Raw genomic sequence first — 18,251 nt, forward strand, 5'->3', positions numbered from 1 at the left:
GGGGATGAAAATGTGCAGTACTTGCGGTTGTGCCCATGGGGAGCCGACGACTGAAGGGGAAGTAAAGGTGCCGTTTCGCCCGCAGCGGCAGGGGCAAGGCGACCTGCATTATGGCTTGGGGGTGGCGGGCACCCATGCGCCGGGGATCAGTCAGCGGCAAATGCTGGCAATCGAAACCCGGGTATTGGATAAAAATGACCGTCTGGCGGAACGCAATCGCCAATATTTTGCCGAGCGACAGATCCTGGCGCTGAATTTGGTTTCCAGCCCGGGGTCGGGCAAAACCACGCTGCTGACCGAAACGTTGCTGCGGCTGCGTGGCGTACGTGAATGCGCGGTGGTAGAGGGCGACCAGCAAACCACCAACGATGCCGATCGCATTCGCGCCACCGGCGTCCCGGCGATCCAGGTCAATACCGGCAAAGGCTGCCATCTGGATGCGCAGATGGTTCATGAGGCTACCCAGCGTCTGGGACTCAAACCCCGCAGCCTGCTGTTTATCGAAAACGTCGGTAACCTGGTTTGCCCGGCCAGTTTCGATCTGGGGGAGCGGCATAAGGTCGCGGTGCTTTCGGTCACCGAAGGGGAAGATAAACCCCTCAAGTACCCGCATATGTTTGCCGCCGCGCGCCTGATGTTGCTGAACAAGGTCGATCTGCTGCCGTATTTGAACTTCGATCTGGCCGCCTGTATCGCCAATGCCCGCCTGGTCAATCCCGACATCGAGATAATCCCCCTTTCGGCCGTTCAGGGGGCAGGGATGGAACAGTGGTTGGCCTGGCTGGAGCGGCAGCTATGTGCATAGGTATTCCCGGGCAGATAGTGGCACTGGCTCAGCATCAGCCTCAGCATGCCTGGGCCGAGGTCTGCGGCGTGCGGCGCGAGGTGAACATTGCGTTGGTTCATCGGGAGGGGGAGGCCAAAGAGGCGATGATAGGTTGCTGGGTGCTGATCCATGTGGGTTTCGCGATGAGCCGTATCGATCAACAAGAAGCCGAAGAGATGCTGGCGGCGCTGCAGGCGATGGGGGAAGTGGAACAGGACGTGGCGCTGTTTTTGACCGGGGAGGGCAGCCATGGATTACGTAGATGAATTTCGCGATCCGCAGCGGGTGAAAACCTTGCTGCAACATATTTGGCGTCGCGCCGCGCTGCTGTCCTTCACCGCAGAACGGCCTCTGCAAATCATGGAGGTATGCGGTGGCCACACCCATGCCATTTTCCGCTTTGGCCTGGACAAACTGCTGCCGCCGCAAATTGAGTTCATTCACGGCCCGGGCTGCCCGGTATGCGTTTTACCTATGGGACGTATCGATGCCTGCAGTGAAATTGCCGAACACCCGGAGGTGATTTTTTGCACCTTCGGCGATGCGCTGCGGGTGCCGGGCAAGCAGGGATCGCTACTGCAAGCCCGCGAACGGGGCGCCGAAGTGCGGGTGGTTTACTCGCCGCTGGATGCTCTGACGTTGGCGCGGCAAAATCCGCAGCGGCAGGTGGTGTTCTTTGCCCTGGGCTTCGAAACCACCATGCCGCTCACGGCAATTACCCTGCAACAGGCGCGGCTGGAGGGGTTGGCCAACTTCAGCGTATTTTGCCAACACATTAGCCTGATCCCGACGTTGCGCAGCCTGCTGCTGCAACCGGATGTACGCATTGACGGTTTTCTGGCGCCGGGCCATGTCAGCATGGTGATCGGCACCGAGCCTTATCGTTTCATCAGCAGGCAATATCGCAAACCCTTGGTGGTAACCGGCTTTGAGCCGTTGGATATTTTGCAAGGGGTGATGATGCTGGTCGAACAGTTTATTCGTCGGCAGAGCCAGACCGAAAACCAATATCGCCGGGTGGTGCCGGAGCAGGGAAACCTGCTGGCGCAGCAGGCGATGCGTGAAGTTTTTGTACCGGGCGGCGGCAGCGAATGGCGCGGGCTTGGCACCATCCCCGACTCCGGCATTGCCTTAACGCCCACATACCGTTCCTTCGATGCGGAACGGCGTTTCCGCCCACAACACAGGCAGGTGGCCGACGATCCGCGCTCACGCTGCGGAGAGGTGCTCACCGGGCGGTGCAAACCGCGCGATTGTCCGTTATTGGGCCAGGGTTGTACGCCGCAAAACGCGTTGGGTGCCTTGATGGTCTCTTCGGAAGGCGCCTGCGCCGCCTGGTACCAATATCGCCGCGAAACAGAGGAAACGCCGGCATGAATAACGTGATTACTATGGCTCATGGCAGCGGTGGCGCGGCGATGCAGCAGTTGCTGGACGATGTTTTCTTGCCGGCCTTTTCGAACTCGCAGTTGGATCGGCGCGAAGATCAGGCTCGACTGGATTTGGCCGAACTGACGCAGCAGGGCGATCGGCTGGCGTTTACTACCGACAGCTATGTGATTGACCCGATTTTCTTTCCGGGCGGCGACATCGGCAAACTGGCGGTTTGCGGCACGGCCAACGATCTGGCGGTGAGCGGCGCGTTGCCACGCTATCTCTCCTGCGGGTTTATCCTCGAAGAAGGTTTGCCATTGGCGCAGTTACAACGGGTGGTCGCCTCCATGGCATTGACCGCGCAGCAGGCCGGTATCCGCATCGTGACCGGCGATACCAAGGTGGTGCAGCGCGGTGCCGTCGATAAAATATTCATCAATACCGCCGGTATCGGCGTGATCCCTCCCGGGCTGGATTGGGCGGCACAAAACATCCGCGTCGGTGATGCGGTGATAGTCAGCGGCACGCTGGGCGACCACGGGGCAACTATCCTCAATCTGCGCGAAAAGCTGGGCATGCATCTGGCGGTGAGCAGTGACTGCGCGGTGTTAACGTCGTTAATCGCGCCGTTACGCGCCATCAACGGCGTGAGGGCGATGCGGGATGCCACCCGCGGTGGAGTGAACGCCATATTGCATGAGTTTTCCCGCGCGGCGGGGGTTGGGATCGAGGTTGAAGAAAACGACTTGCCGATAGCACCGGCAGTGCGGGGCATTTGCGAACTGCTGGGGCTGGATGCCGTCAACTTTGCCAACGAGGGCAAACTGGTGCTGGTGACCGCGCCGGAGGCCGAGCATGCCGTGCTCTCCGCCTTGCATGCTCATCCTTTGGGGGCGGGGGCGGCGCTGATTGGCAGAGTGACGGCCGGGCGACAGGTGAGATTGCAGGGCGCTTACGGCATCAGCCGCCTGCTGGATTTGCCGCATGCCGAACCTTTGCCGCGGATTTGTTGATCCGCTTCGGGGGAGAACATCGCTCCCGGCAGGACACATTTACCCTATGACTCACAAAAGTACCATCGCGACTCAGGCAAGTGAAAAACAATGTCGAATGCACAATCAGAAAAACAAGAACTGGTGGAAATTACCCGCACGCTGCTGAGCCAGCGCAGTTTCAGCGATTTATTGCTGCAACTGCGTCAGGTGTTGCAGCGCTGGCAGTTGGCAGATCAGATTACGCTGGTTTTGTTTGATCCCGGCAGCGAACGGGTGAGCTTCTATGGCCTGGATGCGCGCCAACAGCCGCTGAACTATCAGGATGAGACCCTGCTGGCGCATGGTCCGGTAAGTCGGCTGCGGCAAAGCCCATCGCCACAGCGCTGGCAGAGTGATGAGCTGCAGGCTCGCTATCCGCAACTCGACGCCTTGGCGCTGTATCAGCCGTTTAGCCAATATTGCCTGATGCCGCTGCATGCCGGCGGCACCCTGATCGGCGGCTGCGAACTGTTGCGTTGTCAGCAAAAACCGTTCAGCGACGCCAGTCTGGGGCAGTTGCAAACGCTGATGGAGTGGGTTGCACTGGCGGCAGAGCAGCTGACCCTGCGAGCAGAGGCCGGGTTACGCCTGCGCCAGTTAAGTGATGAGCGCGACGATTATCGTATCTTGGTCGACGTCACCAACGCGGTGCTGTCGAAGCTCGATTTGGATGATCTGATCGGTGAGATCTCGACGGAGATCCACCGTTTTTTCAACATCGACGCCATCAGCATCCTGCTCTGCAGCGGTAAAACCGAGCAGGTAACGGTTTATTCCACACGTTATTTGCACGCCGGCGAGGTTGAGCGCCGGCAGTACGGCGCGGCGCTGGTAGGAACCTTATTGGAACAGGTGATGCAAAGCGGTGAAATGCTGCTGTTAAATCTGCAGCAGGCCGATCGTCTGGCAGACGATGAACGCCAGTTGTTCGATCTTGGGCATCACCAACGTCAAACGCTGTGCATATTGCCGCTGGTGTTTGGCAATAAGACCCTGGGGGTATTGAAGCTGGCGCAATGTCAGCCGGACAACTTCAACGCCGCCAATTTGCGATTATTGCGGCAGATCGCCGAACGTATCGCGATTGCGGTGGACAACGCGCTGGCCTACCAGGAGATCAACCGGCTTAAAGAGAGGCTGGTGCATGAGAACCTCTATTTGACCGAGCACATTGAATGTAACAACCCGGACTTCGGCGAGATAGTTGGGCGCAGCGCGGGGATGTCCACGGTGCTTAAACAGGTTGAAATGGTGGCGAAAAGCGACTGTTCCGTGCTGATCCTTGGCGAAACCGGCACCGGTAAAGAGTTGATTGCCCGCGCGGTCCACAACCTGAGCGAACGAAGCGATCGGCGTATGGTGAAAATGAACTGTGCGGTCTTGCCCGCCGGGCTGCTGGAAAGCGATCTGTTTGGCCATGAGAAAGGTTCGTTTACCGGGGCGACTCATCAACGGATGGGGCGCTTTGAACTGGCGGACAAGGGAACGCTGTTTTTGGATGAGGTGGGGGAAATTCCCGTCGAGCTGCAACCAAAACTGTTGCGGGTATTGCAGGAAAGGGAGTTTGAGCGGGTAGGCGGCAACAAGGTGATCTCGGTGGACGTACGCCTGATTGCCGCTACCAACCGGGATCTGCAGCAAATGGTGGCCGACCGCGAGTTTCGCAGCGACCTGTTTTACCGGCTGAACGTGTTCCCGATCGTCATCCCGCCATTGCGTGAACGGCCGGAAGACATCCCGCAGTTGGTGAAGTTTCTGACCTACAAAATTGCGCGGCGGATGAAGCGCACCATCGACAGTATCCCGGCGGAGACCTTGCGCCTGCTGAGCCAAATGCCCTGGCCGGGCAATGTGCGCGAGCTTGAAAATGTCATTGAACGTGCGGTATTGCTAACGCGCGGCACGGTGCTTAATTTACAGCTGCCCGAACTGCAATATCCGGTTCCCTCGATGGTTTTGCCCCCGGCGGCGGAACCCGGATTACCGGAAGAGGATGAGCGCCGGCGGATTATTCGGGTGCTGAAGGAAACCAACGGCGTGGTTGCCGGCCCGCGCGGTGCCGCACAGCGCCTGGGGCTAAAGCGCACCACGCTGCTTTCACGTATGAAAAAGTGGAATATTATGGTCAAGTGAAGAGCTCCTATAGTGGCATTACACCGGCTGTGAATGGCGGTTTATTCCGTACCAACGTCATCCATCATGATTTTATTTTCCCAGATACCCAAAAATAAACAGGAGGTGCAGAAGTCAACGCAGGGCTGATAACCCAAGGCGAAAGAGGGTTGGTATCGCTGTCTTATGAAACTACATATTTATGACATTTAAACTCTACACAGGAACCATTAAATGACACCTTCTCATTATGTCCCTACCAATCATCCCGTGTTAAGAACTGTTGCAAGCCCTATCCCTGTGGAAGAAATAGCGAACAGGACAATTCAGGATTATGTCAAGGCGATGCTCGATATCGGAAAGCAGGAACCTGGCATGGCGGGGCTTGCTGCTCCTCAGATTGGTATATCGTTGCCGATTGTTATTATCAACAGCAAATCAATGCAATCTCAAAGGCCGATTCCTGATGGCACAAATCCGGATTCATTTGACGTTTACATCAATCCGGAAATACTGACATCTTCCGGAGAAAGCGAACTGGATTCCGAAGGGTGTTTTTCTGTTCCGGGGATGGTGGGCGTGGTCCCCAGAGCAAAAAATGTAACGGTGAGAGCCAGGGACCAGACGGGCAAGGAAGTACTTCTGGAACTGTCTGGATTTTCCGCCAGAGTCTTTCAACATGAAATAGATCATATTAATGGTATTTTGTATCCTGATGTAATATTCAGGCATAATCCGCACGCTAAAGGCCTGCATTTATTAAGCCATGCTTATGATCCTGTTGAATACCAGCAGAAAAGATTTCATGATTACAGAGAGGCGATCGGTACCTGGAGAAAGGAGCATGGTAATATAGACAACTTCACCTGGAAGGATACGATCGGTAAAATTACCTGGGAGAATGAAATTTCACACTCCCGGCCAGTCTGGAAAAAATAGCATTTGCCTGCGTCATTCATGGCGCTGGACTGGCTGGTTAATTTGTCATCATTATGATGGCTAACGGCATACTGCCGTTTATGGTCATATTAACCATAAAAAAGGAAGCGGCGTGGGTACATGATGAACCCGGTCGCCGCGCTCCTTATCAGTCAGAAACCTTCTCCGTTTTACTTTTTGCTTAGCGTTGCGAATTCTTTTTTGGCTTCATCCAGCTTCTGCGTAAACCCGGCATTATGATGAAGCGCGGCAACAACGGCGGCGCCCATTAACCTTCCGGCTTCCACATCGCTTTGCCAGTGCGCGCCACAGACCACTCTGCTCTCACCAAAATCAATCCCCCGGCGCAGTATTTCAGTTTCACGCTGTGGGTTGATTTCCGACAACACCAGCGCCGCAGCCCAGCCGAAGGAAGCATGGCCTGACGGATAAGAGCCGGTGTCGGCCATTTTATTATCTTTTTCCGGTGTACAGGTGGCATTTTTGTAGATAACAAAGGGGCGTACCCTTTTGTAATGATCTTTAGCGCCGCGCATGGCGTAATCATGGCTGTCCTGTAACACTCGGCTCAGTAACTGATACAGTTCCGGGGTATTCTTCTGTGAAATTTCCATCCCGAAGGCGGCAGAAAAGGCGCGCCCGAAATGTGTATAATGCGCATCCTCTGCCGCCAGCTTTACCCGCTGTGGATTGCGGAGCACATGCCCTGATTCGTAACGCACTTTATCGGCAAGAAATGCCACCGAATCTTCCTGTGGCGGTGGCGGCAAGATAGCCAGGCTGTCGGGAGCCGCCTGGCGGCTCAGAAAGCCTTCGTTTTTCAGGGCATGGGCACTGGAGGTGAACATCAGGCTACCTGCAATGCAGGACAGAAATAAGATCTTAAATTTCACTTCAACTTTCCTGTATATGATGATTAAACATGGCGGAGTCAAGCGCTCCGTGGCAATCACTCCGACGAATAAAGTTCCGCCTTTCTTTGAGCGAAAAAACTGAAAATAATGCTGAATATATACTTTCCATTTTGGAAAGGAATTTGCCTGTGAGTATTTATATTAGTGTTATGTTCAGGGTGGTTAATGTGATGGAGTTAACATACCCACAGATATCCGTAGAAATTTCCCCAGTCTGTTTCTGGCGGAGGATACCATAGGGGAAAGCAGAATCAGTAATCGGTGTTTTGCATCAAGACGATTCTTGTTCTGAGGGAGAATATGCTTATGTACCTGCCGAGGGCGTTATGGTAAATAATGTTTCAGGCAGTATCCCGGTATTATATTAATGACAGTCCAGCCACCCGCAGGATGCTTCGAACGTAAATCAAGCGTGTTTCCCACCGATGCCTGGTCTGCTTTACGTCTTTTCTGCCAGGAATGATATTTATTCCCATATTGATAACAACCACAGGTAGTCTCTATGCTCTCATTTTTAAAACAAAAAAATAAGTCGCTTACCGTTCCTGACGAACAGATAAACGCCACCTATAAGCGATACCGGCTACAGGCGCTGCTCAGTGTCTTTCTCGGCTATCTTGCCTATTACATCGTCCGTAATAATTTCACCCTGTCGACGCCTTATCTTAAGGAGCACCTTGAGCTGAGCGCCACGCAAATCGGGATGCTCAGCAGTTGCATGCTGATTGCTTACGGTATCAGCAAAGGCATTATGAGTAGTCTGGCGGACAAGGCCAGTCCGAAAGTCTTTATGGCGACGGGCCTGGTGCTGTGTGCCCTGGTAAACCTGGGGCTGGGATTCAGCGGCGCCTTCTGGATTTTTGCCGTACTGGTGGTGATTAATGGTCTGTTTCAGGGAATGGGGGTAGGCCCTTCATTCATCACCATTGCCGGCTGGTTTCCACGACGGGAGCGAGGCCGCGTTGGTGCGTTCTGGAACATTTCCCATAATGTGGGGGGCGGTATTGTCGCACCCGTTGTGGGTGCAGCCTTTGCCGTACTGGGTGCCGAACACTGGCAGGTCGCCAGTTACATGGTGCCGGCCGTGGTGGCGATATTGTTCGCTGCCGTGGTGTTGATGCTCGGGAAGGGCTCACCACGCAGTGAAGGCCTGCCTTCACTGGAGGAAATGATGCCGGAAGAAAAAGTGGTGCTCGGTACCGGTAAAAACACCCTGGCGCCGGAGAACATGAGTTCGTTTCAGATATTCTGCACTTACGTACTGAAAAACAAGCATGCCTGGTATGTCTCGATGGTGGATGTTTTTGTCTACATGGTACGCTTTGGCATGATTAGCTGGCTGCCTATTTACCTGCTGTCGGTAAAACAATTCTCCAGAGAGCAAATGAGCATTGCGTTCTTGTTTTTTGAATGGGCCGCCATTCCTTCCACACTCCTTGCCGGCTGGTTGTCCGATAAACTGTTCAAAGGGCGTCGTATGCCGCTGGCCATGATATGTATGGCGCTGATATTTTTTTGCCTCATCGGCTACTGGAAAAGTGATTCACTGTGGGTGGTGACGTTTTTCGCCGCCATCGTGGGCTGTCTGATTTATGTTCCACAGTTTCTTGCTTCAGTGCAGTGCATGGACATTGTGCCGTCTTTCGCCGTGGGTTCGGCGGTCGGATTACGCGGTTTTATGAGTTACATTCTGGGGGCATCGCTGGGAACCAGTCTGTTCGGTGTGATGGTGGACCGGATGGGCTGGAACGGTGGATTTTATCTGCTGATGGGCGGAACCCTGTGCTGCATTCTGTTCTGCTGGCTGTCGCACCGTGGCGCGCTGGAGCTGGAGCAAAAGCGTCGCGAAGAGGCCGGAGAGCTGAGGCCGGCCTGATAACCCGGAGATAACGGCAGCACCTGGGGGGGCTGGTTCTGCCGTATAACTGATCCTTTGCCGGTTCCTGCTCATTCAAGCCCGCCAGCATGTGGCGATACACCGGACGCCCTCCACACAGCACGCATTCAAATCGATTTCCGTCATGCTGAAAATCGCTTGGCGGGTGTTGTTACCGAAATGATCCCAGCTTTTAGAATACGTAACGAATTAGTTTATTTATAATGATTCTTTTTTACTTTTCCAAAAGTGAAATATTAAATATCAAGAAAAAATCTAGTAAAAATATAGTGTTTTGTTATTTTTACTTAAGGCGGTCATGTTCGTCGCTGTGAGTTTTGACTGTTTTATATCTTTTGCTAGTGGCAACGAAATTACATTGTTGAGTGAGTGTGATGAAGTTGCTTATAGGTGTGATTAATGAAGTTAAATAAAATAAACCTTTTTCTGGTGGGGGCGGCTCTGTGCAATAGCACTTTCGCGCAAACGGATGTAACAATGCCTTATATAGGAACGCAGACATCCACTAAGTCTGATGCTTATAATAACGGCAGTATTCAGGACACAGAACGTTGGGGAAAAGGTGTGACTGATGTTATGGGGGGTAGTTTTGGATATGTCACACCAACGAACGATTCACAAAAAGGAGGTTTGTGGGCAGGCAATAAGGCGGCTGCTGTTACCTATGGTGGTACGGATACCGGGGTGTTTGTAGATAAAGAAGGAGTGAAAATAAAAAAATCCGATTTGGATGTCACAGGGAATGCAATTAAAAACGTGAAAGATGGGGTGGATAATAACGATGCGGTGAATGTATCCCAACTTAATAACAATGCGACAGAAACGCTGAAGACGGCCAACGGTTATGCCGACGATAAAGCCACGCAGACGCTGAAGACGGCCAACGGTTATGCCGACGATAAAGCCACGCAGACGCTGAAGACGGCCAACGGTTATGCCGACGACAAAGCCACGCAGACGCTGAAGACGGCCAACGGTTATACCGACGACAAAACAACTCGGACACTAGGGGCAGCGAACGCCTACACCGATCGGCGCATTCAGAAACTGGAAAACAACGTAAACAAAGGAATGGCTTCGGCTGCTGCATTGTCGGGGCTTTTTCAGCCTTATGGTGTTGGCAAGTTTAACTTTAGCGCAGGTGTCGGTGGGTATAAGGGGGAGACTTCCATTGCTGTTGGGTCAGGGTATAGGTTCAGTGAAAATGTAGCGACCAAGATGGGGGTAGCGACATCAGCAGGGGGAATGTCCTCCACCATGTATAATGCATCCGTTAATTTTGAGTGGTAGTTGAACTTGAGGTTTAGGAGTCTCAATTGGATCATTGAGCGTGAATGTAGCACCCTGCGTGATTATTGGGGCCTCCGTAACGAGGATCCTGTACAGGATTTTGTGTAACTGACTTTTCTCAGAAGTGACCGTCCAGGCGGTCACTGAACTCGATAATAAAGCGGCTCATTGCCATCCGTCAGTCCCTCAGCGGCAGTGGGGTCGCCTGGATTGCCAGCTATAGCCCCTTTACTCCCTTTACTCCCTTTACTCCCTTTAGCCCCTTTATCCCCTTTTTCACCGCGTCGTCGGTCGGGAACAGACAGAGTAAGCAGCTGAACAACCTGACTGAACAGGATCACCGGAACAGTAAACATCACGTCCGGCAGATGCTGGCGTACAAAGCGTTTTGGCGAGCGCAGATTATCCAGGCCGGCATCGAACCTTACTCCCCGTCCGGTTCAGGGAGGAGGGGGAGCGGCGGTAGTCTTGCAGGAAGACTCGGGGCTGTAGATTTCGGTGATGCGGCCGACCGGCTGGCTGCCACCGAGCGCGATGTCGAGGCTGAGCGAACCGGTGGGGATAATGGCGTTCAGCAACGCCCTCACCGCTTTCCGTCAGCTACCGAGAAATTAATGCATTGGTTGGAGTGTACTCGTACGTGCATGAGATCGGAAAAATGAAAGGACAGCGAACGATCTGGGGGGCGTTCGGCGGTTTCCATCGGGATGTGGTTACACAACAGCGTGAATAGGTGCGTCATCGAATCAGTGTTCGATAAATTTGTATGGTTCACAGCAAAACATGGACAAATGTTAAAAGTGATTTTTCTATCTCATAATAACTTTCCCAATCAAACGACCTAACCTGATATGGGACGTTATTACAATTCATTTCATTGAAAGTAAATTTACATTTGGAGAGTATCTATGAGTAATATATTAAACACTACACCTAACCAACTCGGTAGTGGAAACTTACCATCAGGGTACGATGAAGTCGTCTTTACACTTTCAGATGGTAATTGGACTAAAAAAATTATTTTGCCAGCGCAACCAAAAGATAAAAGCAAGGTCGTGATTCGTTCATCAGCAAGTTACACCGCACAATTAGATGTCACTAATGTGGACGTTCCGCTATCTTCGCTAGCAATTGTGACTGGTTGCGAATATGGATTTGAATACAAAGTAGGTATTAATAAATGGTTAATTAGTGGCACCGATGTTAGCTACTTGACTCCTAATAAAATCGGAGGGGTAATTCCAGAAAGTACAGATGCTATTACTTTTTACTCAATGGCAGACGGCAACTGGGAACCACGGGTAACATTGCCTGCCAAAGCAAAAGACGGTGCATTTATCATTATCCGCTCTCTGGCCACGTATTCTTCAAAAGTAAGTAATGACAATATGCTATATGCCAGTACGACGCAAGTTATCACGGGTGATGAGTATGTATTCAAGTATTTATCGGCTTTTACCGGCTGGGTTGTTGACTCGGCACCGAACAGAACGTTAAATGCAGGTGGTATTAAGTTACAAGTGCCCACTCCAACCTCACAAAGCACAACGGTTTATTTTTCAGACGCTAACTGGATTGAGAAAATAAAGCTCCCTGAAACTGCAGGCGATAGAGATAAGGTTTCATTGAAATCAGTAGCCACCTTTACGGCGACGATCGATCCATCAAACGTAAACTTGCCTGGTGTTATGAAACTGCATACAGGTGAGCAGTATGACTTTTTTTATATTGCCGAAAATAAAAAATGGCAGTTAATGATACATCCAGACACGGTTTATCAAGCTAAAGATATTCCTGGTGGTAATGTCCCAGAGTTAACTCGGCCACGAACTTTCATTAATGTATCCAATGGTAATTGGCAGTCAGTGTTGACACTGCCATCTAACCAACAGGAAGGAACACGCATCGTGGTACAAAGCTCTGCTGAGTGGAATTTCATGGTACTAGCTAATGAGCAGAGTTACAGTATCGCCAATGGTGAAATAGTCGCCTTTAGTGTTGATAAAAATAATATATGGAACAAAGAAACGATTACTATCGATTTATTGCTGGTTTACAGTGATAAAGCTGCGGACCGTTTAGGCGAAAGTGTCATGCGTAACCGGTTAATCGAAGCATTCAATCTTACCAATGAAGCATTGGAAAATTCAGGTGCTAATTTCCGTTACCGTATGCGTGGGCTAAATAAAATCACTGCCAAAGACAGTTGGAAAGCACTGGGTGATCCTCTCAGCGATTTACGCAGCGATCCAACCGTTCAAGGATGGAGAAATAGCCTGAAGGCTGATGGGGTTTATTACGAAGGTACAGAAGATGGCTGTGGTTTGGCTTGGGTGAAGGCTAACTCTTTCAATATGGTAGCTACAGGATCGATTAACTGTGGTACAACCGTAATGCGGCATGAACTTGGACATAATATGGGATTGCAACATGCTGGCGAGAGCAGTTCTTATAATCAAGGCTATGGCTTACTAGGTACAATAATGGGGGGCAATGCGCTTCCTTATTATGCAACGCCTCATCGTTACACATTGGATTACGGTATCCCCATGGGTATTCCTGATAAAATTGATGCAGTTAAAGCGATGAATGAATTTTCTTCCACGGTTGCAGCTTATCGTTGATGGTTGTTATGTAGAAGTGCTTAGGGGCTTCATACGTATAACGTACTGATTATATTGCATTTTAGTTCATTATTTAGCACTCTCCATTCAGGGAGGGTGCTAATCATTTAAAATGACCTATTTGTACATTTATCTACGAAACAGCAAAAAAACGAATCCGGAGCGCTGGTCACAACAAACGCGAAACTGGTCACCGATAAAAACTTATCGCTAAACCCGGTAAAAGAACGCCGGGTAGCATAAAAATACGACAACTACCCTGTTTACGCTAATGCGAAAAAGTCATCCCGGGAATAGGGCAACCATCCCCATGTGCATCCAGGTGTTGTCAGTCAGGCAGATAATCGGCAGATGTTTTTTATCCTGTCAGAGTACGCCATGGTCATTCCTTACTCCCCGTCCGGTTCAGGGAGGGGGGCGGTGGACAACGCTTTCCACTGTCCGGCAATGTATTTCCGGAAATCATGAAAGAGTTTTGAATAGTTATCGCGACTGCGCCATACCAGCCAGAGCGGCATCTCCGGCAGCTGCCAGTCCGGTAGCACGGGCGTCAGGGCCCCGGCCTGCACGTGCTGTCGTGCCAGCCAGTCAGGCAGGGCCAGGCACACGCCGGCCCCCGACAGGGTCATCTTCAGCAGGGCGGGGAGGTTGTTGGAAGCCAGACTGGTGGTGTTCGCGATGGTCAGCTCGGCGGTATCCGCTCCTCTGGTGAAGGTCAGGGGATAGCGCAGAAACGGGTGAGCAACCTTCATGATCCGGTGGTGATTCAGGTCATCCGGGATATCCGGTGCCTGGTGTTTACGGAGATACTCCGGGCTGGCATACAGCGCGAACCGGACATTACCGATGGGCTGGTGCACCAGCTCAGGCGAGTCGGACATCCCGCTTTTTAACACCAGGTCATCAAATTCCGGTGATGCCACGGTGAGCTCGGTCCGGTCACGGGACAACAGCTGAATTTCTGCGCCCGGATTGCGGCACATGTAGTCAAAGACCCAGTGACAGGCCGCGAGTTCACAGAGCACCGACGGGGCAGAAAAGCGCATTTTCCCCCTGATGCAGTCATCCCGGTTACTGATTTCAGAAGACAGCTCCTGCCAGGACTGCCGGATTTCTTTGGCCCGGAGATAGGTCACCTGCCCGGCGGCGGTGATGTCTACCTTATGGGCGTTTCTGCTGAGCAGTATGACGCCCAGCGTCTCTTCCAGCCGGGAAATGGACTTGCTGACCGCAGCTATGCTGCAGTGGAGTTTCCGGGCGGTAGTGGTAAAACTGCGCGCTTCCACCACCGTGATAAACACCACCCAGTCGCGCATAATCCGGTTACTGATATCTCTCATGGATCCCTCCTTATCAATAAGTGATTTGTTGCTGCCCTTGTACGGCGGCCTGCCGGGATGACTTCCTGTCAGCGCCGCCTGCCGGTTTCAGGGGGACTGGCTGTTATCGATGCGCAGCTGATACACCATCGTGGCGCCCGGCGGTACCTTGGGCGGATAGCCGGTGTCGCCGTACGCCAGCTCAGGGGGCACCACCATCGTCATCGAGCCATGATCCTGCAGGTGGCCCATCGCTTCCCGGAAGAGCGGCGGAAAGGCCGACAACGGCTGCGACAGCACTTTACCGCTGAGCCCCATGTCCTGGATCACCGTACCGTTCGTCAGCTGTTCTTTGACCACCACATCAACAACGGTATCCGCGGTCAGCGCGCCTTTGCCGGCGTAATCCACCCGGTACCAGAAGCCCATATCCGACTTCTTGACCCCTTTCTGCCTGCTGAATTTAGCCAGGTAGTCTTTGCCCTCCAGCTGCTGTACGCGCAGTTGTTCGGCCCGCGCAGCCCCGGCGGCGTTGTCCGCCTCGGTCTTCAGCTGGTCCAGCTGTGCCTGCGGCAGCAGCAGGTGGCCCGATACGCTGTCAAACACCCCGGCGAACAGCGCATTTTTTTCAACCGGGACGCCCTGGCTTTTTCGCTCATCCAGCAGCGCCAGAATATCACCGCCCAGCGCACTGCCGGCGGCGTAGGAGAGGCGCAACGGTGCATTCTGCTTCAGCTGTTCCGCGGTAACGGCCCAGGGTTGTTGCTCTTGCCGGGTCTGTAACTTTTTCTGCCCGGCCAGCTCCTGTTCTTTATCCCTGATGATCCCCCGCAGGCTATCCTGCGCCTTCCGGTCCGCCTGCCGCTGCGTTGCGAGCGCCTGCTGTGCGGTCTCGGCTTGTTGTCTCAAGGCCGCTGACTGCCGGCGGGCAAGATCTGCGTCCCGTTTCACATCGGCGAGGTCCTTTTTCATCGTTTTTAGCAGGAGTGCGGTACGTGCCTCATCCGGCGTTGCGCGCCAGGCTCGCCCCAGGTCTGTGGCCCACTGCCGCAGTAGCGTCGGCTCCGCCAGCGCCGGCGCGCTGGTCAAGGGGGCGGCCTTTTTTTCTGCCCGCAGCCGTGTCACCTCCTGATGCAGGGCATTCAGCTCCGCCTGCAGGCGCGCCAGCTGCTGCTCCCGCGCCTGCAGGTCCCTGCGCAGGCTGAATGAGCCGCCGTCACGCTGCAGGAGGGGGCGGGGCGGCGCATCCGGTTTTTTCCGCGCCGCTACCGCGGGCCGGCTTTTTTTCTCGGTGTCGTCGGCCGGCTTTTCCGCCGCCGGAGGCGTGTGTCCCTGCTGATATTTTTCTGCGAACTGCAGCAGGGCGGGCATGCCGTCATCCGCGTGCACCACACCGGCAAAGGTCAGGATCAAACAGCCGGTACCTATCCATCTTCCCGGTCTCATTTCACCTGCCCCGCCAGCCCGGTTAACACCGCATTGTCCACCCCGGCGCACAGGTAGCTCACTTTATACCGGTACAGGGCGTCCACCGTATCCTGGGTGTCGCTGTTCACCCGGGTACGCAGCCCCGCATATTGCGAGGCACCGCTCATCAGGCTGTCGAAGGCCTGTTTGTAATGCTGGTACTGCTTTACGTCGATATTGTGCAGCGCACTCAGCTGTTTGTGGCACAGCTGCAGCCGGTCTTCCTCACGCTGTCTGCGTGCGGCGTCGTCGGCTAGCCTCTGTGCGGTTTTGCTCTGCCCGGTAACCGAAAGGGGATTCAGTTTCTGTTTCTGGCAGGCGGTAATGCTCAGTGCCAGCAGGCACACAATAGCGGTACGGACCGTGAATACGGTGGCTTTCATCATTAATTTTTCCCTTATGTTTAACAGTACTGCATACGTCTGCCGGAACGGCCCCTCCGTTCCGACAAAAAGTGGTGCCCTGCAGCGGCCACCAGGCGACATCGTTCCAGAGGATGACGGGGTACCAGCGCAGGGATTTGTTGATGGTGACCTTGCTGACGATGGCCCGCCCCTGACTCACCAGGGAGAGCAACAGCAGCCGGGCCCGATAAATACTGACGTCATTGGCATCGGCAATTTGTCGTGTGCCCGGCCAGTCGGCCGGCGGGGGTAATCCGCCGCCGACAGGCGAGGCTATGCTGAATAACGATTTTAATACGCTTAGCTGTAAATTATCAGGGCCGGTGTAGGTTACTGAATAATGAATGTTCATTGGCTGCTTACTCAGGAATTGACTGAATTATGTTTATTTATAGTTCCGAAAGTTTATTTTTACTTTTTGGATAAATAAGCCAAAATGTTTATTTTTTGTTACTTCTGGTTTTTCAGTAGGGTTAGCTTTCTGTTGTGTTTTTGAGCCGTCTGCGAGGAGGTGTGACTCTCCTTTGCGATTTATTGTATCGGATGGATGCGGTTTCCGTTAATTAATTCCATTCCATTATCATTAATCGGAATAATGTGCTGATTACATTTTTTTAACGATCACTTGTCCTTTTTTTATATAAGTGTAAGTCAGCAAAAAGAATAATGTCTCATTTTTTGTTTGGTTGGGTGTTTTGATATTTACTAAACCCTTTCGTTCTGTGAGTATTAATAACGAAAGGCGGCATTGAATATCATTAGCTGAAATTAAAGGCGTTCGGCGCAATTGGCTTAAAACCTGTATTTACTGTCGTCTATTCTGAATAAATAACTTTTCCAAAACCGAAAGATAAGGGAATTAATAAATATGTCCGTAAAGTTAAATAAAGCGGCGCTTGCCGCACTGGTGGCGTTTGGTCTGGTGGCAAATATGGCCAATGCCGCCGATCAGGGGCATGGTAAAGTTACCTTCACCGGTTCTGTCGTGGATGCGCCTTGCTCCATCCACCCGGATTCTCTCGACCAGACCATTCCACTGGGCCAGATTTCTAACGCCGCCCTGAAAAAAGGCGGCACGTCTGCCACGCGCCCTTTTTCCATCAAGCTGGAAAACTGCACCTTCGGTACGCCTGCCACCAAGAATAAGGTGACCGTCACCTTTACCGGCGCGGAGTCTGATGCCGTTACCGGCCTGCTGGCTACCACCGGCCAGGCCAAGGGCGTGGCCGTGGCTATCACTGACAATTCAGGTGGCGTGGTTCAACTGGGCAAAGCCACCAAAGCACGGGAACTGCAGGAGGGCAGCAACACCCTGAGCTTTGGGGCGTACGTGCAGGGTGTCGCCGATGAGAAGGTGGCCATCACCGAAGGTGACTTCCAGTCCGTGGCGGACTTCACGCTGGCCTATAACTGATCACTTCAACGTCTGATATCACTGCAATGCATGCGGCGGCTCACATGCATTGCAGATGACGGTTAAACAGCGAAAGGAAGACTGTGAAAAATAACCGGAAGAATGTGCTTTTTTGCTTTCTTTTTACGGCGGCATTCGCTGCGCAGTCGGCGCCGTTTCAGGGCAATCACGGGCGTGTCAGCATGCAGGGGGCGGTTATCGATTCCGCCTGCGCCATTGCGGTTGAAAGCCGGGAGCAGACCATTGATATGGGCAGGGTGCCGCTGTCGGATATTATCCGCAACGGGCAGGGGCGCAGTAAAGACTTCGCAATTAAACTGATTAACTGCGTCCTGGAGCGACCGGGGAAAATAAACTGGCGCCAGTTCAGGATTGTGTTTGACGGTGATGCGGATGGCGCATTATTCGGTGTTCACGGGCAGGCTTCCGGCGTGGGGTTACAGATAACCGCCGATGACGGACGCGTTATCACGCCGGGGGCAGTCGTCCCGGCAACGGATATTGTTCCCGGCGACATGCTGTTAAATTACACCCTGAAACTGGTTGCGAACCGCCATGCCCTGAAGGCCGGTGATTATTCTTCGATAATACGATTTCGGCTGGATTATTTCTGACTGCGCTGCGGTGCCGGATGCGG

General features: G+C 53.0%; 15 protein-coding genes and 1 pseudogene. 11 read left to right on the plus strand and 5 right to left on the minus strand.

Annotated elements, in window-relative coordinates; genetic code table 11:
- Nucleotides 1–10: 10 nt before the first annotated feature.
- The 6 genes from hypB to def all read left to right on the plus strand — a co-directional run bounded on the left by hypB (nt 11) and on the right by def (nt 6,285).
- A complete protein-coding gene (gene hypB / locus D7I37_RS17620; RefSeq protein WP_207205536.1) occupies nt 11–805 on the plus strand; it encodes a hydrogenase nickel incorporation protein HypB in 795 nt (264 codons plus the stop codon).
- The gene (locus D7I37_RS17625; RefSeq protein ID WP_129544085.1) at nt 796–1,092 is read left to right on the plus strand and encodes a HypC/HybG/HupF family hydrogenase formation chaperone; all 297 of its coding nucleotides are present in this window, start codon (nt 796–798) and stop codon (nt 1,090–1,092) included. The genes hypB and D7I37_RS17625 overlap by 10 nt, the downstream gene beginning before the upstream one ends.
- Nucleotides 1,076–2,203 carry a hydrogenase formation protein HypD gene (gene hypD, locus D7I37_RS17630; RefSeq protein ID WP_129544086.1) on the plus strand — a complete coding sequence of 376 codons (1,128 nt, stop codon included), beginning with the start codon at nt 1,076–1,078 and terminating at the stop codon, nt 2,201–2,203. The genes D7I37_RS17625 and hypD overlap by 17 nt, the downstream gene beginning before the upstream one ends.
- Nucleotides 2,200–3,213, plus strand: a complete 1,014-nt coding sequence (gene hypE / locus D7I37_RS17635; RefSeq protein WP_129544087.1) for a hydrogenase expression/formation protein HypE — start codon at nt 2,200–2,202, stop codon at nt 3,211–3,213. The genes hypD and hypE overlap by 4 nt, the downstream gene beginning before the upstream one ends.
- Nucleotides 3,214–3,303: 90 nt before the next feature.
- Nucleotides 3,304–5,367 carry a formate hydrogenlyase transcriptional activator FlhA gene (gene flhA, locus D7I37_RS17640; RefSeq protein WP_129544088.1) on the plus strand — a complete coding sequence of 688 codons (2,064 nt, stop codon included), beginning with the start codon at nt 3,304–3,306 and terminating at the stop codon, nt 5,365–5,367.
- 213 nt (nt 5,368–5,580) lie between these two features.
- Nucleotides 5,581–6,285 (plus strand): peptide deformylase, encoded by a 705-nt coding sequence (gene def / locus D7I37_RS17645; protein WP_129544089.1) that lies wholly within the window; start codon nt 5,581–5,583, stop codon nt 6,283–6,285.
- Between the two features lie 170 nt (nt 6,286–6,455).
- Here the strand turns inward: def and D7I37_RS17650 are convergent, their stop codons facing one another.
- Entirely contained in the window at nt 6,456–7,178 is a 723-nt protein-coding gene (locus D7I37_RS17650; RefSeq protein ID WP_305792262.1) for a phosphatase PAP2 family protein, read from the minus strand.
- A gap of 523 nt (nt 7,179–7,701) precedes the next feature.
- Between D7I37_RS17650 and pgtP the strand changes: the two genes are divergently transcribed.
- On the plus strand, nt 7,702–9,075 hold the full coding sequence (gene pgtP / locus D7I37_RS17655; protein ID WP_129544090.1) for a phosphoglycerate transporter PgtP: 1,374 nt from the start codon (nt 7,702–7,704) through the stop codon (nt 9,073–9,075).
- A 420-nt stretch (nt 9,076–9,495) separates the two neighbouring features.
- Nucleotides 9,496–10,386 (plus strand): YadA-like family protein, encoded by an 891-nt coding sequence (locus D7I37_RS17660; RefSeq protein WP_129544091.1) that lies wholly within the window; start codon nt 9,496–9,498, stop codon nt 10,384–10,386.
- A 455-nt stretch (nt 10,387–10,841) separates the two neighbouring features.
- Here the strand turns inward: D7I37_RS17660 and D7I37_RS17665 are convergent.
- A pseudogene (locus tag D7I37_RS17665) lies at nt 10,842–10,952 on the minus strand (DNA recombination/repair protein RecA); the annotation flags it as partial.
- Nucleotides 10,953–11,294: 342 nt separating this feature from the next.
- Between D7I37_RS17665 and D7I37_RS17670 the strand changes: the two are divergent.
- On the plus strand, nt 11,295–13,010 hold the full coding sequence (locus D7I37_RS17670) for a M12 family metallo-peptidase (protein WP_129544092.1): 1,716 nt from the start codon (nt 11,295–11,297) through the stop codon (nt 13,008–13,010).
- A gap of 389 nt (nt 13,011–13,399) precedes the next feature.
- Here the strand turns inward: D7I37_RS17670 and D7I37_RS17675 are convergent, their stop codons facing one another.
- From D7I37_RS17675 to D7I37_RS17685, 3 genes are all read right to left on the minus strand, one after another.
- On the minus strand, nt 13,400–14,350 hold the full coding sequence (locus tag D7I37_RS17675; RefSeq protein WP_129544093.1) for a LysR family transcriptional regulator: 951 nt from the start codon (nt 14,348–14,350) through the stop codon (nt 13,400–13,402).
- A gap of 87 nt (nt 14,351–14,437) precedes the next feature.
- Nucleotides 14,438–15,775: an FKBP-type peptidyl-prolyl cis-trans isomerase N-terminal domain-containing protein gene (locus tag D7I37_RS17680; protein ID WP_129544094.1), complete on the minus strand. Its 1,338-nt coding sequence runs from the start codon at nt 15,773–15,775 to the stop codon at nt 14,438–14,440.
- Nucleotides 15,772–16,182, minus strand: coding sequence for a hypothetical protein (locus D7I37_RS17685; RefSeq protein WP_129544095.1), 411 nt, complete (start codon nt 16,180–16,182; stop codon nt 15,772–15,774). Before D7I37_RS17685 ends, D7I37_RS17680 begins: the two co-directional genes overlap by 4 nt.
- Before the next feature lie 886 nt (nt 16,183–17,068).
- Between D7I37_RS17685 and D7I37_RS17695 the strand changes: the two genes are divergently transcribed.
- Both D7I37_RS17695 and D7I37_RS17700 read left to right on the plus strand, forming a co-directional pair.
- Nucleotides 17,069–17,614, plus strand: coding sequence for a fimbrial protein (locus D7I37_RS17695; protein ID WP_129544096.1), 546 nt, complete (start codon nt 17,069–17,071; stop codon nt 17,612–17,614).
- Nucleotides 17,615–17,697: 83 nt separating this feature from the next.
- A complete protein-coding gene (locus tag D7I37_RS17700; protein WP_242502709.1) occupies nt 17,698–18,228 on the plus strand; it encodes a fimbrial protein in 531 nt (176 codons plus the stop codon).
- Nucleotides 18,229–18,251 lie beyond the last annotated feature (23 nt).

It is taken from the genome of Serratia sp. 1D1416 (assembly GCF_003641105.1).
Lineage (GTDB): Bacteria > Pseudomonadota > Gammaproteobacteria > Enterobacterales > Enterobacteriaceae > Serratia > Serratia ficaria.